At 47.6% G+C, this 14,944-nt stretch carries 11 protein-coding genes; 4 read left to right on the forward strand and 7 right to left on the reverse strand.

Going from position 1 to position 14,944, the window contains the following annotated elements:
- Positions 1-151 precede the first annotated feature (151 nt).
- Entirely contained in the window at positions 152-2,671 is a 2,520-nt protein-coding gene (locus tag AC5FX6_RS19760; protein ID WP_493598683.1) for an AsmA-like C-terminal region-containing protein, read from the forward strand.
- A gap of 394 nt (positions 2,672-3,065) precedes the next feature.
- Here AC5FX6_RS19760 and AC5FX6_RS19765 read toward each other — a convergent pair whose 3' ends face one another.
- Positions 3,066-4,232, reverse strand: a complete 1,167-nt coding sequence (locus AC5FX6_RS19765) for a mechanosensitive ion channel family protein (protein ID WP_493598684.1) — start codon at positions 4,230-4,232, stop codon at positions 3,066-3,068.
- 1 nt (position 4,233) lies between these two features.
- The gene (locus AC5FX6_RS19770; protein ID WP_493598685.1) at positions 4,234-5,460 is read right to left on the reverse strand and encodes a Glu/Leu/Phe/Val dehydrogenase dimerization domain-containing protein; all 1,227 of its coding nucleotides are present in this window, start codon (positions 5,458-5,460) and stop codon (positions 4,234-4,236) included.
- A 436-nt stretch (positions 5,461-5,896) separates the two neighbouring features.
- Here AC5FX6_RS19770 and AC5FX6_RS19775 point away from each other — a divergent pair, with 436 nt between their 5' ends.
- Complete coding sequence (locus AC5FX6_RS19775; protein WP_076421268.1) at positions 5,897-6,205, forward strand: ArsR/SmtB family transcription factor; 309 nt, start codon at positions 5,897-5,899, stop codon at positions 6,203-6,205.
- 169 nt (positions 6,206-6,374) lie between these two features.
- Here AC5FX6_RS19775 and AC5FX6_RS19780 read toward each other — a convergent pair whose 3' ends face one another.
- A complete protein-coding gene (locus AC5FX6_RS19780) occupies positions 6,375-6,782 on the reverse strand; it encodes a hypothetical protein (RefSeq protein ID WP_493598686.1) in 408 nt (135 codons plus the stop codon).
- Positions 6,783-6,985: 203 nt separating this feature from the next.
- Positions 6,986-8,260, reverse strand: a complete 1,275-nt coding sequence (hemA, locus tag AC5FX6_RS19785; protein ID WP_493598687.1) for a glutamyl-tRNA reductase — start codon at positions 8,258-8,260, stop codon at positions 6,986-6,988.
- A gap of 114 nt (positions 8,261-8,374) precedes the next feature.
- On the opposite strand from hemA, the gene AC5FX6_RS19790 reads away from it, so the two are divergent.
- Both AC5FX6_RS19790 and AC5FX6_RS19795 read left to right on the forward strand, forming a co-directional pair.
- On the forward strand, positions 8,375-9,550 hold the full coding sequence (locus AC5FX6_RS19790; RefSeq protein ID WP_493598688.1) for an ATP-binding protein: 1,176 nt from the start codon (positions 8,375-8,377) through the stop codon (positions 9,548-9,550).
- A 152-nt stretch (positions 9,551-9,702) separates the two neighbouring features.
- Positions 9,703-10,638 carry a GNAT family N-acetyltransferase gene (locus AC5FX6_RS19795; RefSeq protein ID WP_493598689.1) on the forward strand — a complete coding sequence of 312 codons (936 nt, stop codon included), beginning with the start codon at positions 9,703-9,705 and terminating at the stop codon, positions 10,636-10,638.
- Positions 10,639-10,711: 73 nt separating this feature from the next.
- On the opposite strand, the gene AC5FX6_RS19800 is transcribed toward AC5FX6_RS19795, so the two are convergent.
- From AC5FX6_RS19800 to dusB, 3 genes are all read right to left on the reverse strand, one after another.
- Positions 10,712-12,700: a Na+/H+ antiporter NhaC family protein gene (locus tag AC5FX6_RS19800; protein ID WP_493598690.1), complete on the reverse strand. Its 1,989-nt coding sequence runs from the start codon at positions 12,698-12,700 to the stop codon at positions 10,712-10,714.
- A gap of 162 nt (positions 12,701-12,862) precedes the next feature.
- Entirely contained in the window at positions 12,863-13,765 is a 903-nt protein-coding gene (locus tag AC5FX6_RS19805; RefSeq protein ID WP_493598762.1) for a DMT family transporter, read from the reverse strand.
- Positions 13,766-13,917: 152 nt separating this feature from the next.
- Positions 13,918-14,910, reverse strand: coding sequence for a tRNA dihydrouridine synthase DusB (gene dusB / locus AC5FX6_RS19810; protein ID WP_493598691.1), 993 nt, complete (start codon positions 14,908-14,910; stop codon positions 13,918-13,920).
- Positions 14,911-14,944 lie beyond the last annotated feature (34 nt).

Raw genomic sequence — 14,944 nt, forward strand, 5'->3', positions numbered from 1 at the left:
GATGATGCAAATATGGGGTGTTTTTTTGGAACTGCAAAACATTTGGAAAAAAAATCTTAAAATTTTTTTTCGTGCCTCACGGCCTATTGTGCACGTGTGAATACTACAGTACCTTTAGCTTTTGTAAGATGCTTAAAATCTGAACTTTCTCTTGGGACGAATTCGTGTTGTGAAAAAAGTGCTATTTTATATCACCCTGGCAGCAGTGGCGATTACTGGCATTTCGGCGGGCTTGGTGTATGCGTATCAGGATAAAATAATCGGCTTATTTGTAGCCGAAGCCAATAAGCACATTACAACAAAGGTTGAAGTAGGTAAAATATCGCTCTCCCTTTTCGATAAGTTTCCGCAGGTGGCCGTGGCGCTCGACCAGGTGAACGTGCACGAAGGTATAGCAGAGAGTGATTCGTCGCTGGCACGGGCCGAAAAGCTGTATTTCACATTCAGTGTGTTTGATATCATTCGTGGCAAGTATGATGTGAAGCAGCTATACCTGGAGAACGGCTCCATACATGTGCGTATCCTGAAAAACGGACAGGCCAACTATCATATCATCGCGACTGATTCCAGTAGCTCCTCCGGTGACTTCGCCTTCAATCTGGAAAAGGTAAACCTAAGCCAGGTGACGATACGCTATACCGACCTGTTGCTAAACCAGTATATCGAGGCCGATGCAGAACAGTTAGTTGCCGCTATGGCGATCACAAACGATAAGGTAGCCTTGGAAACGAAAGGAAACGCCACAATAGCAACTATCCGGATAGGAGAGAGCGAATACTTCAGGGAGAAGTCTGTTGCGCTGCACACAGCCCTTGAGATAGACCGCACAGCGCATACCATAGCCTTGCAGCCTTCTGTTGTACAAGTAGAGGGGGCTGCTTATGAAGTAGGCGGAAAGATTGCCTACGGTGGTACAACAGAGCTGGACTTGCAACTGCAGGGAAAAGACACCAACATACAGTCGTTGCTCTCGCTGTTGCCGCAGCAAATCACGCGTGATTTTAGCCAGTACCGCAGCGAAGGCGACGTGTTTTTTAAAGGGACTGTGCAGGGAAAAGTTTCCGCTAAGCACAACCCGGAGGTAGCGTTTGAGTTCGGCGCCCGAAACGCGGCTTTCTTTCACCCCGACACAAAGCAGAAGGTGGAAGGCTTGCACCTGGACGGATATTTCACAAACGGCGCCAGCAAGAATGCTACAACATCACTGCTGGAACTAAAAAACCTGAAAGGCGTGCTGAACAAACGTCCTTTTGAAGGGAGCCTGACCTATCGCAATTTTGACAATCCCTATCTGGCTTTCAGTGCCAAGGGTATGCTGGATGTAGGCTATATAGTCAGTCTGCTGCAGCTCGACGAAGTGAAAAGCGGAAGTGGTTTGGCTGATGTGCGCATCGCCTTTGCAGGTAATCTGAGAGAGTTTAAAGCTAAGCCTGGAAACAACACGCTCAATACGAGCGGTGACATTACCCTGCATAATGTAACCCTGAGCCTGAAGGAAATGCCCATGCCATTAAGTGGCTTAAACGGTAACTTCATTTTCAAGAAGAATGATGTGGCTGTGTCCGATTTCAAAGGTCGCCTCGGCGACTCAGACTTCGTGCTAAACGGCATGTTCCGCAACGTAATGGCTTGGCTATTGCTCGACAAGCAGCGCCTGCTCGTAGAAGCCGATTTAAGCAGCCAGTACTTAAATTTTGATCAGCTGCTCAGCGAAGAGCTAAATACACCGGCGGATGCAAGGCAGACTAGCAGTGGTGCCTCTTATAAGTTTAACATCTCACCAGATATTGCATTCGACTTAGGTGCCACCATCCGTCAGGCTAAGTTCAGGCGGTTCAGAGCGGAGCACATCAAAGGGGAGGTGAAACTGCGGAATCAAATCGTGTCAACACCCAACATCTCTTTTAACGCCATTGGAGGCAACTTCGCAGTACGTGGAAACCTGGATGCCCGCAACCGCGACCACATTAAGGTAAGCACAGCCACTAAGCTAAGCAACATGAGCGTCGATAGCCTGTTCTTTGTGTTTGAGAACTTCGGGCAGGATTTCATTTCTGATAAGCACCTGCGAGGCAAGCTTACAGCCAATATCGTATCGGATGTATACTTTGACAGTCACCTCAACCCTAAAACCGACCTGATGCAGGCAGAGATTGCCGCCACAGTGCGTGACGGCCAGTTGATCAACTTTGCACCCATGCAGAAAATGTCGGCCTTCGTGAAGAGGTCCGAACTGGCGAACATGAAATTTGCAGAGCTAAGCAATAATTTCTGGATACAGCAACGCACGATCTTTATTCCGGAGATGGACATCCGCACCAACCTGTCAGCTTTATCTTCCATGTCTATATCAGGTACTCATACCTTTGATCAGGACATGGACTACCGCATTAAGCTCCCTCTCTCTAAAGGTACACGCCCAGACCGCGACAGTGTATATGGGGTGGTGGCCGAGGATACAGACGCAGGGAACAGTTCGCTTTTCCTGACCTTACGTGGCAAGGAGAGCGACTTTAAAATAGCTTACGACAATGAGCGTGTGCGCGAGAAAATCAAAACTGACCTGAAGCAGGAGGGTCAGGTGCTAAAGGACCTACTGCGGGGCAAAAAGCCAGTGAAACAGGAAAAGAAAGTTGAGCTTCAGGAAGGGGAGTATTTCGATTTTGAATAAGCTTTATGTATAGAAGCTATACCTGCTAAGTGTTTATGCGGACTCTTGTTTTCAGGTAGCTATATCGAGTATAATTTTGGTGGATTAGGTGTAGTATTGTAAAAATTATATTTTACTTACATCTGTTGTTAACGATCATTCACCTCTCAAATGCAGGTGTTTGTTAAAAAAATGCTGTTAATTGTATAACCCGGCAGGCATTTGGTCGTTAGATAAAACAAAATTACAATAATGATTTGCGTTGATTTTTGGGAATAGATATAAAATGTACTGTAAGGTGACTTGGTAAGGTCCTATCTTGTTAAGAAAAGCATTACAGTTTGAAAATATAAGGGTGAAAAAAAAGCCGGAGTTTCTCCGGCTTTTTTATTTATACCTGTACAAGTATTTATACTTATTGCAAATCGGTGCTAGGGAAATGAGCCGTCTCAGGTGCCTGTGAAGCATTGGTCTTTTGCTCTTTGTATACATGCAGCGTTTGAGTCGGAAATGCAAAGTCAGCGCCGTGCTTATTTACCACTTCCACAACCTTATAGGCCACTTCCTCTTTAATGTCGATGAAATCGTTCCAGTCTAATGCCTCTACAAAGTATAGCACCATGACGTCCTTGGAGCTTGCTCCCAGGTTCTGGAAGCGGATACGCCCATCTAAATTGGTTTGAGGATGACTGTCGATGTATGCCTGCAATTCGCTGGTTATAGCTTTGATCTGCGCTGACGTGGTATCATAGGTCAGGTTCACGTCAAACTGTACTCTACGGAAAGTGCGCAGGGTCAAATTGTTGAGTGGCTTATCGATCATGCTCTTATTCGGCACCGTCACAAAGGTCTTTTCCAGTGTGCGTATACGGGTGCTTCTAAAGCCAATCTTTTCAATTACACCTGTAATACCGTTTACCTCTACTAAGTCCCCAACCACAAAGGGATGGTCCAGGAAGATGGTGAAGGAGGCGAGCAGGTTCTCTAGGCTTTCTTTAGCGGCAAAGGCAATAGCCAGACCACCCACACCCAAACCAGCTACCATGCCGGCCACATTTACTTTAAATACCGACCCCAGCACTACCAGGAAGGCGAAGATATAGATCATCACCTTGACAAAGTCAATAAAGAAGGGAACCAGCTGATCATCAAGTTTGGAGGCAGTGCGAGATGCACGGCGCTGGAATACTAGCCCGAAGAAATCTATCAAGCGTGTGATTGCCCAAGTAATAGCGGCAATGATGAAGATCTGGTAGATGCGAAACAGCGACAGCTGTATAATAGGGCCACCTACATAAGCTATACCTTTCGGAAAACGCAGCACATTAACGGCCAGGAAAAGGAATATAAGAAACACGACCATTTCCAGCGGCTTTATCAAGAACCGTTTTAGATTGGCCTGGCCTTCTTCATCCGTAAAGCGCTTTACTACCCTGAAAATAATATTGGTAATCAGCTTGGACAGAAGCGTTTTGAATACATAACCAAGCAGCAGGATGGCGACTGCCCATAGGTATGCCGCCAACGTGTTGCCCAGAAACTCATAGGAAAGATGAGTTCTTATGTCATCTATATAATTCATATTACAGCAGTTGGCTAAGCGCTAATTCGAAGGAGTTTTTGGCGATTTCGGTCTTTGCCTGATTTTTAGTGTGGGTCTTCTCCAGTGCCTCCCGGATCACACGGGATATGTCATGGAAGATGGCGTCGTCAGTGATCTCCACTTCATTCTCCATCAGGTAGGCAAACACACGGGCCATGCCGCAGTTAGCGATAAAGTCAGGTATAACCGATATGTTTCGGTCAGCGAACTCACCGGTAGGGCCAAAGAATATCTCCGGATCCTGGAACGGCACGTTGGCACCGCATGATATGACCTCAAGTCCGCTGGCGATCATTTGTTCAAGCTGCCCCCGTGTAACCAGGCGCGATGCAGCGGCAGGTATGAAGATCTCAGCAGGAAGAGACCAGATGCGGTTGTTCACCTCTTCGAATGGGATCAGACTCTCGGTATACAGCGCATTGCCCTGACGGCCCAGGAATAAATTGCGGATCTCCTCAAAAGAGAAGCCCTCCTCCTTGATCAAACCACCAGCCCGGTCGATGATACCTACGATCTTGACGCCTTTGCCTACCAGGTAGAAGGCAGCGGCGGCACCTACATTTCCCCAGCCTTGAATGATGGCGCGCTTTCCTTCAAACGAACCACCCCATATGGTATAGTAGTGACAAACAGCTTCTGCTACGCCATAACCAGTGATCATATCGGCTATGGTGTATTTACGGGAAGCTTCCGGGGTATAAGCAGGGTCTTCTATTACTTTGATTACTCCCTGGCGTAACTGGCCAATCTTGTTGATCTTCTGAGGCTCTGTAGCGTTGAAGTGTCCGTTTACGACGCCTTCCTGCGGGTGCCACAAGCCATAGTCCTCTGTAATCGGGATCACTTCGTGTATTTCATCCACGTTTAGGTCGCCGCCGGTACCGTAATAGCTCTTAAGCAACGGAATTACGGCTTTATACCAGCGTTCGAGCACACCACGCTTTCTAGGGTCAGCCGGGTCGAAGTTTATACCTGATTTAGCACCTCCAATGGCAGGTCCAGACACAGTAAACTTCACTTCCATGGTTTTGGCCAGTGACTCTACTTCACGCTTGTCCAGGCCTTTGCGCATGCGGGTGCCACCACCGGCTGCGCCACCGCGCAGTGAGTTGATCACAACCCAGCCTTCAGCCTCGGTTTCAGCATCTTTCCATTCAAATACTATCTCAGGGCGTTTATTCTCAAATTTTTCGAGAAGCTCTTTCATGGGTTTGTTTGTAGTTAAGGGTTTACAGACGGCAAAGGTACAAAAATACATTTGAGCGTGCAGGGCCTCAGGTAGCTGGCTTGTCATAGCCAAGTTTTGGACTTCTATAAGAAGGGAGTTTAGGTATAGCTGGTACTTGAGGAAAGTAAGCGGTTTGGACAATTCACGGAGGGAGCCGATCGGTGTTTAACCATATAGTAATCTATTAACATTAAGTATTTTATATATCCAATTTTAATTTTAATACGTACATCTACTCAATTCAGCGTTAACGATGTGTCTGACAAGGAGTGTGTTGTGTTATGGAAGGCTTCAAGAGAAAATTTTAAAATTCCTTTGAAGCTACATCAGCCAAATGTCGCTGTTGCCGTATATATCTTAATATGAATTGTATTGTTTAAATGTATGTAGAAACTGTTAGGTATAATTATTAATTATGAAAAGTTTGTTATCTAGAATTGAATCTAAAAAAATAGATAAGGCGGCCGCCATGCTTAAAGTCTTGGCGCACCCGAAAAGACTGGCGATAGTGGACTTGCTTGGCAAGGAAGATAAAATGACTGTTACTGAAATTTATAAGTATCTGGACTTGCCACAAGCTATTGCTTCACAACACTTGATTACGCTAAAAGACAAAGGTGTGCTTTCTTCTTTTAAAGTAGGTACCAAGATTTACTATTCCCTTGCCATACCAAAACTGATCGATGTGATCGATTGCCTGGAAGAATGTTGCATTGATATTTAGCGATCCGCTTAAGTGCTTTAGCACTGAATATTGTACAAGTAGAAAAGCCAAAGGTCTCCGCTCCCTTCATAAATGAAGCTGGCGGGGACCTTTGGCTTTTTATTGACTAAATATAATGGGCGATTTACGGAGTTTTGCGATGAAGCAAATGAATGCCCATGCGGAAAGCTTACAGGAGAATTTTGTCGCCTGCTTCTGCTTGTTTCTTTACTTTCACCCGCTTCCTGGTAGAAGAGTCCGCAGGCTTGTCTTTCTTCATGGCCTTCTCTACCTCACGTTTCAGTATCTCGTGGCCTTCAATAGTAGTGGCAGCGGAAAGTGCGACAGCTTCAGTGCGGCGTACGACACGTGATGAAGTAGCTGCTACATGTGGCTTAGAGGTTGCAACCCATCTGGCATCTGCGTCAGCATAAGCTTCTGCAGGCTTGTTGGCAACCATTCTATATTCTGACTTCTGTATCGGAGCGATGCCATCGTTAGCAATATCACGCTCAGTCAGCATAAAAGAGTGACTTGTGCAAGAGCTTAGGAGCAAAACAACAGAAACGAATGATAGGAGAGTAGAGATGTTTTTCATTTTCACTGTACTTAGGGTAATAAAGTTGATTTTGTCTGCTGCTGTTCTCTAGCTTGGATTGGAGCGTTTCTTCTGATTAAATTAAATATCTTATTTGAATATTTATATGTGCAAAGATATGTATTAATATTCATATACTGCAAGTGAAATCATAAAAAAAGCTGACTTATTAGGTCAGCTTTTTTTATAAGGTGTATTCTATATTAATGTGATTCTGTGTGTTGTTTCTCCAGATCAAACAGATCATTGAGCAGATCGATGAGTGTTTCAGCCTCACCGCGTTTGCAAGCCGCCTTTAGTTGCAGCACAGGCAGCTTAATCACTTTCTGCATCATTGATTTTGTGATGCTCTCTACCAGCTTGGCTTCTTTAGGGCCAAGCTTCTTCATGTAGCGGGCCATTTCCTCCTGGCGAATCGTCTCAAGCGCATTTTTCAGCTTGTTGATGGTAGGCGATACCATCATCTCTTTCGACCAGTCATTAAACTGCTCTTTTGACTCTTCTATAATATGTCGTACCTGGGGTACTGAATTGATGCGCTGCTGGAGGGCGGCAGATGCCTTGTTCTGTATAGTGTCGATGTTATAAACCAACACACCTGGCACGGCTTCTACTTCTGTTTCGACGCTGCGTGGCACCGATAAGTCTATAAAGAACTTAAACGTGAGCACGTTTAAGCGCTGAATCATTTCTTTGGTGAAGAAAGGCGTCTCGCGTGCCACCGATGAGATGATCACATCTGCCTCTTTCAAACCCTGCACGATATCTTCGAATGGAAGTACCGCCATACCACACTCGTCAGCCAGAGCCTGTGCTTTCACGAGTGTGCGGTTTGTGATGGTCACATGCTGGTAACCCTTGTCTTTGAGGTGACGGCACACATCAGCACCAATCTCGCCCACACCTACTACCAGTATCTTTGGTTCGGCCACCACGTCGGCTGTCAGTTCTTCAATCAACTCAATGGCAGCATAAGAGGTAGAGGCAGCCCCATCACGGAAGGCAGTCTCCTGTACGACACGCTTGTTTGTGAAGAAGATGGTGTGCATCAGGCGGTGCAGGAACGGACCAGCGGTCTCATTGTCGGCGGCCCACTGATACGATTGCTTTACTTGATTGGTGATCTGCATATCGCCCACCACCTGTGACTCCAACCCCATGCTTACCTCAAATAAATGCTGTACAGCGTCGTTGTGCTGGTTGAGGATGGTAAAATAGTCGAGGTATTGGGTGATATTGTCGATGCCTTTTGTAATGCCGAGCAGCTTTACAATTTCGGTACTATAGTCCACATCGGAGTTATAGTATACTTCGGTGCGGTTGCAGGTAGAGAGCACCAGTATGTCAGAAGCCTGAATAAAGCTTTTCAGCGTCTGAATAAATTGCCTGCATGAATTCTCATCTAAGGCAATCAGCTCCCTGATATCCAGCGGCGCTTTCTTATATGACAGGCTGATTGCTTTAAAGTTCTGAAGCATAATTTACGTTCGGAATACTAAAGTGCAAAATTACTGTATTGATGATTAAAATGAAACTTCCTTGCCCTTATTAATTAATTTATACTAATTTCAGATAATTTTCGCGCCTTCCGCATGATTCCCATTTACGCCCAGAAAAACAGAATAAAGTTTCTTGTCGTTATCGTAGCGCTCATTATTGGGGCGGTCACCATCACGTACACTAACGTATTAGTGAGCAAACTGTCTGAAAGAGAGCAGGAATTGGTACAGCTTTACGCCAAGGGCCTGCGCTACATGATCAATGCTCCAAGCGATGACAACATCGTTTTTATTGAAGAAGAGATTCTTTCCTCTAACCACACCATACCTGTTATCCTAACAGACGAACACGAAAACATTCTCGATTTTAAGAACATTGATTTTCCGGAAAACATTTCGGACCAGCGAAAAAATGAGCTCTTGCAACGGGAAATTTCCCGCATGAAGGCACAGCATGCCCCTATTGTGGTGCCTTGGGCGGAGGGCTCTGAAAACTATGTGTTTTATAAAGACTCGGCCCTGCTTTCGCAGCTGCGCTATTACCCTTATGTGCAGCTGATGGTAATAGCCTGCTTTGCCCTGATGGCTTACTTTGCTTTCAGTTACTCCCGCAAGGCGGAGCAAAACAGGGTATGGGTTGGTCTGGCCAAAGAAACCGCGCACCAGTTGGGTACGCCGCTCTCATCGCTAATGGCCTGGTACGAGTACATGAAGGCAAGCCCGAAGTTCGAAAACGAACCGATTACGGCGGAGCTTTGGAAGGATATACGCCGCCTGGAGATCATCACGGAGCGCTTCTCCAACATTGGGTCGGTGCCGCTGTTGCGCGATGAGAATATCCTGCAGGTGACAGAGAATGCCATCAACTACCTGCAAAACCGGATCTCAAGCAAAGTGGACTTTAGCATAAACTCTGCTTTTGCGCCTGAGATCACAGCCAAGGTCAATGTGCCGCTCTTTGACTGGGTGATCGAGAACATCTGCAAAAATGCTGTCGATGCGATGGAAGGCCGGGGCAGCATAAAGCTACAGCTTTCGCTGCTGGGCAAAAGCCAGATTGCGCTTGATATCAGTGATACAGGCAAAGGTATACCGAAGAGCAAGATGGATTCCGTCTTCTTGCCAGGCTTCACTACTAAGAAGAGGGGATGGGGACTGGGGTTGGCATTGGCCAAGCGCATAATCGACAACTATCACGCCGGCAGGCTCTATGTCAAGTCTTCTGAAGTAGGCAAAGGCACCACCTTCCGGATCGTGTTGAACAGGTGATTTTAAGTTAGAAAGTTAAAACGTTCAGAAGTTATAAAGGCAGGGGTTTAGCAGGTATAAATGTAGGGACAGGTCGCGACCTGTCCACTTTATTTGCAGGCGTAGTCTAGTAGAACAATATCATCAATCAAGAAGAGCTTTGTCAAGTAGTAATGGTAACGGTAATCAGGTATAGCGATAGGTATAAGCCGGAGTGGGACGCTTTCATCAAAGCCTCCAAAAATGGCACGTTCCTGTTTATGCGCGACTACATGGAATACCACGCCGACCGGTTCGAAGACCATTCGCTCCTGTTCTATTATAAAGATAAACTGGTGGCGGTGATGCCCGCTAACCGCATGGAGGATGACCTGCATTCACATGCCGGCTTAAGTTACGGGGGGATGGTAAGTGGTCTGAAGATGAAGAGCCCGCTGATGCTGCTGGTGTTTGACGCTTTGATCAGGTATAGCCGGGAACAGCGGTTCAAGTCGCTTTATTATAAAGTCACACCCCACTTCTACCACCAACTGCCAGCCGAGGAAGACCTGTATACCCTGTTCCGGTATGGCGCTACTTTATACCGCCGGGATATAAACTCTGTGATTGACTTAGGGCAGCCTGTCAGGTATAGCAAAGACCGACGCTGGCGCCTGTCCCAGTGCAAAGACCATGAATGGGAAGTGAAGTGCTCAGGAGATTATGCGGATTTTATGCAGTTGGTAGCTACACAGCTTGAAAGCAGGCACAAGTTGCAGCCTGTGCATACAGCAGCCGAAGTAGAGAGGCTAGCACAATTATTCCCTAATAACATCAGCCTTTACGCCATAAAGCAGGAGAGGGAGCTGCTAACTGGTGCTCTGGTTTACGAAACTGCTACCGTGGCTCATTGCCAATATATTGGTGCAAGCGACCGAGCACAGGAGCAAGGTGCTGCTTATGTGCTGATTGACCACCTGATAAACCAAGTATACCCGCACAAAAAGTATTTCAGTTTTGGCATCTCTACAGAGCAGCAAGGGCTATACCTGAACGAGGGTTTGGCGAGCTACAAAGAAAGCTATGGCGCTCGCACTGTGGTGCATGACTTCTATCGATTGGATTTTTAGCTTCAACAGCTGAAAACAAAGAAGGCTACCCAATCAGGTAGCCTTCTTTGTGCCTAGGTAAGACCAATGTGACTTAGGTTGTGGCTCCAGCTAAAACAGGCTCTTGTTCGTTTTTCTTGCCAAATAACTTGATAATGCCCCATAGTATAACCGCTCCTATAATATATACCAGGAGCCAGTGCACTCCCCAGCTAGAGAGCGAAGTACACACCAGGTTAGCCACCAATGCCACTGTAACAGCATAAGGCAGCTGTGTTTTTACGTGGTCGATGTGGTTGCAGCCCGAGGCCAGGGAACTGAGAATGGTCGTATCAGAAATAGGGGAGCAATGGTCACCGAATACGGCTCCTGCCAGCACCACCGAAATCACATTGTACATAATCGGCATAGTCTCCTCAACGCTCATGCCATGCTGCTGGCTTACATACCATGCGGCAGGCAGCATCAGCGGGTATAGGATCGCCATAGTGCCCCAGCTCGACCCTGTTGAAAATGCGATGATGGCAGCCAGGAAGAAGGTAATCTCAGGAAGCCAGCGCGGTGATACATTCCCTGAAAAGAGTGAAGTCAGGTACTCAGCGGTATAGAGCTCTTTGGTTACCTGTGCCAGCGACCAGGCCAGCACCAGTATAAGCATAGCTGGCAGCATGGTCTTGAATCCCGTCACCAAGGACTCCATGGTTTCATATAAACTCATAATGCGCTGGCCCACTGTAAGTGCAATGGCTACGACTACTCCTGACAAGGAGGCCCAGATCAGTGCCGTGTAAGAATTGGAGTCACCAATCGTGATGGAGAGTTTGCGAAAGAAGCCAATACTATTGTCCGCCCAGGTATCAGGGTTGTACCCTGTATAAAGCAGGCCAATCATAGTGCCGAAAATAACTACCAGCACAGGTATAAGCGCATTGAAAGCCCGGCTACGATCAGGGTCGATGGGTTCGAACTCGGCCATTTCCTGCTGTTGGCGGGCGTCGCCGCGGCTGTCGGGGCGGTGGTTGCTCACAGCGCCAGTGGTGCGGGCTCGCTCCTCGGCTTTGTGCATCAGACCATAGTCGCGGTTCATCCAGATCAGCATAAACATAAATACCAATGTCAGGACCGGGTAATAGGCGTACTCCAGCGAGTGGAAGAAAAGCGAATAGGCACCTTCTTCTATACCTAAAGTCGTGGCGGCATCCTTAATATAACCCAGCTCAGCCCCCACCCAAGTTGTCACAAAAGCGATAGCAGCTACAGGGGCAGCAGTACTATCCACAATGTAAGCGAGTTTTTCGCGGGAGATGCGGTGCTTATCCGTTACAGGGCGCATGGTGTTGCCCACGATCAGGGTGTTGGCGTAGTCATCGAAGAAGATCGCAATACCCAAAGCCCAGGTCACCAGCTGTGAGCTCCGGGCTGAGCGGGCATAGCGGGAGAGTTTATTTACAACTCCTGCCATACCTCCGTTTTTAGAAATGATCGCGACCATGCCACCGATCAACATCGAAAACAGGATCACGGCAATGTGGTCTGTGTCGGTCATAGCGCTGACCAGGTAGGTGTCGGCTACAGCAAGCAGGCCTGTGAAGAAAGCCTTGACTGACATGCCATAGATAACAAAACCACCTACCCAAATACCGGCAAACAAGGCCAGCAATACTTCCCTGAAGATAAGGGCCAGGATAATGGCAATAAGAGGCGGCAGAATAGAGAGCCACATCGGGAAGCGTCGCACCCCGTGCTCGGCTTCGGCGTCGAGGCGGTATAGGCGAGCAACGGTATGGGTACCCACATTGGCGCTCACCTGTATCAGGTTTGCCTTAGTTGGCAACGAAAAGCGGGCCTCACCTTCTGTAAAGCTGACGTCTAGCAGGTTACCGTTGATGCGCATAGGCAATGGGCCGCTATACTTGACCAGGTTGCCTGATTCGTTGGTGGTACGCAAAGTGAAAGCCGTGTCGTTAACGGCTTGCAGTTTAAATTCTTCAATGGCTAACTCTGTGCTGTCTTCCTGTGCTGTTGCATGAAAGGATAGAAGCATCAGCAGTGCAAGACTCAAAAGGGTCTGGAATAACCTCATGTGGTTGTAGGGTCGGTTCTTGTAAACCCTTAAGTAAGCAAATTATTAAGAGATTAGAAAATTCTGATATTAGCAAACCCTGCCTGTATAAAATAAAACAGCCTCTGCATTCGTATGGCAGAGGCTGTTGAGTAAGGTATAAACTTCTGAAGCTGTAGTAATTTACCTGGCTCTGTTCACAATAAATACACCAGCCAAAATAATGATCATACCCACATAGTGCCATAAGTGAATGACCTCCCCATCCAAAACGCCCCACATAAGCGCCACAATAGGAATCAGGTAAGTAGACGAGCTGGCAAAAAGCGTAGTACTCATGTGGATCAGCTTATTGAAAAGCACCAGACCTACTGCCGTGCTGAAAACAGCCAGGATAGCAATATACATGAAAGCCTCCCAGGCTCCCGGCGTGCTCTGTAGCTTTGGCACCACGTCCGTGGTGAACATATAAGCAATCGCCACCGGCCCAACCGTCAGCAGCGCCATACTGGACATTACAAGCGGTTTCATGCCCTGCAGTCGGTGCTTGATAATGTTCACGCTGCCACCGTAGCAAATCGTGGCGATCACAATGTAGATGCCATAGAACGTATTGTCCATGTTGGTGTCGCCGCCCGAGAAGATAAGGATGGCTGTGCCCGCTATACCTATGATAATGCCCAACATGCGCATCCAGGTGATAGCCTGCTGAAAAAACATGGCTCCTACCAGCAATGTGAATAGGGCCGTAAGTGAGTTGAGCACACCGGCCAAGCCACTGGCCAGCTGCGTTTCAGCATAAGCGAACAGAAAAGCCGGGAACAAATTGCCCAGCAGACCACTCCCTAGCAGATACTTCCAACGGTAAGGCTCTACCTGCCGGAGATGCTTGATGGCAAAAGGGGAAAGCGTCAGAAAGGCGATAGCGATCCGGATGGCACCCAGTTCGTTGGAGCTGAACACGACCAGGCCTTTCTTGATCAGGATAAAGGATGTACCCCATATCAGGGCCAGTATAATAAGCAGGAACCAAGCTAAAGGCGGCGCTCCTGTTTTCTCCTGTGCGGGAGCGAGAGAGGTTTTGATAGTTAGAAAGTTTAGAGGTTAGAAAGTTAGAAAGTTATCCGAGGTACGAAGGGCTCTTTCAAACCATCTGCAAATATAAAAGGAGTTGAAGTCTCAACACATATGCTGAACCTCCAACACCTTAAAACTTTCTAACTTTTTAATTTTTCAACTCACAACGCCTCTTCGTACGCCATCGTCTGGGCGATCTCGTCCAGTGTGTCGTAGATTTCCTGGATGTCTTCGGACTGCACCAGTTTCATACGCAGCGGCTTGAAGTGCGGCAGGCCACGGAAATAATTGGTGTAATGGCGGCGCATCTCAAAAATGCCCAGCTTGTCGCCTTTCCACTCCAGTGAATGTGTGAAGTGCTGGCGGCAAACTTCTACTCGCTCTTCCAAGGTTGGTCCCGGTAGTATCTCGCCGGTTGCCATGTAATGCTTGATCTCATTGAAGATCCACGGGTGCCCTATGGAAGCGCGTCCGATCATGATGCCATCCACGCCATACCTGTTTTTGTACTCCAGCGCTTTTTGCGGAGAGTCGATGTCGCCATTGCCGAATATGGGAATGTGCATGCGCGGGTTGTTCTTCACCTCCGCAATCAGGCTCCAGTCAGCTTCGCCTTTGTACATTTGCACGCGGGTGCGGCCATGTATACTCAAAGCTTTGATGCCGATGTCCTGCAGTCGTTCGGCAGTCTCTACAATGTATTTAGTGTTCTCGTCCCAACCCAGACGCGTTTTCACGGTCACGGGCAGATCAACGGCCTTGACGATCGTCTCTGTCATCTTCACCATCTTGGGCACGTCGCGCAGCAGTGCGGCGCCAGCACCCTTACAGGCCACGTTCTTCACAGGGCAGCCGTAGTTGATGTCGATCAGGTCAGGACCGGCCTGCGCCGAAACGATGGCAGCTTCGCGCATCGAGTCGATGTCGGAGCCAAATATCTGGATGCCGATAGGGCGCTCGTAGTCAAAAATGTCAAGTTTTTGCACACTTTTGGCAGCGTCACGTATCAAACCTTCAGAAGAGATGAACTCGGTATACATCAGGTCTGCACCGTTGGCCTTGCATACTTTTCTGAAAGGCGGATCGCTCACGTCTTCCATCGGCGCCAGCAGCAGCGGAAACTCGCCCAGTTCTATGTTCGCTATCTTTACCAAAGCAAAAGTTAAAATTTCACGTAAATTTACGTCA

The organism is Pontibacter sp. LHS2 (genome assembly GCF_058932845.1).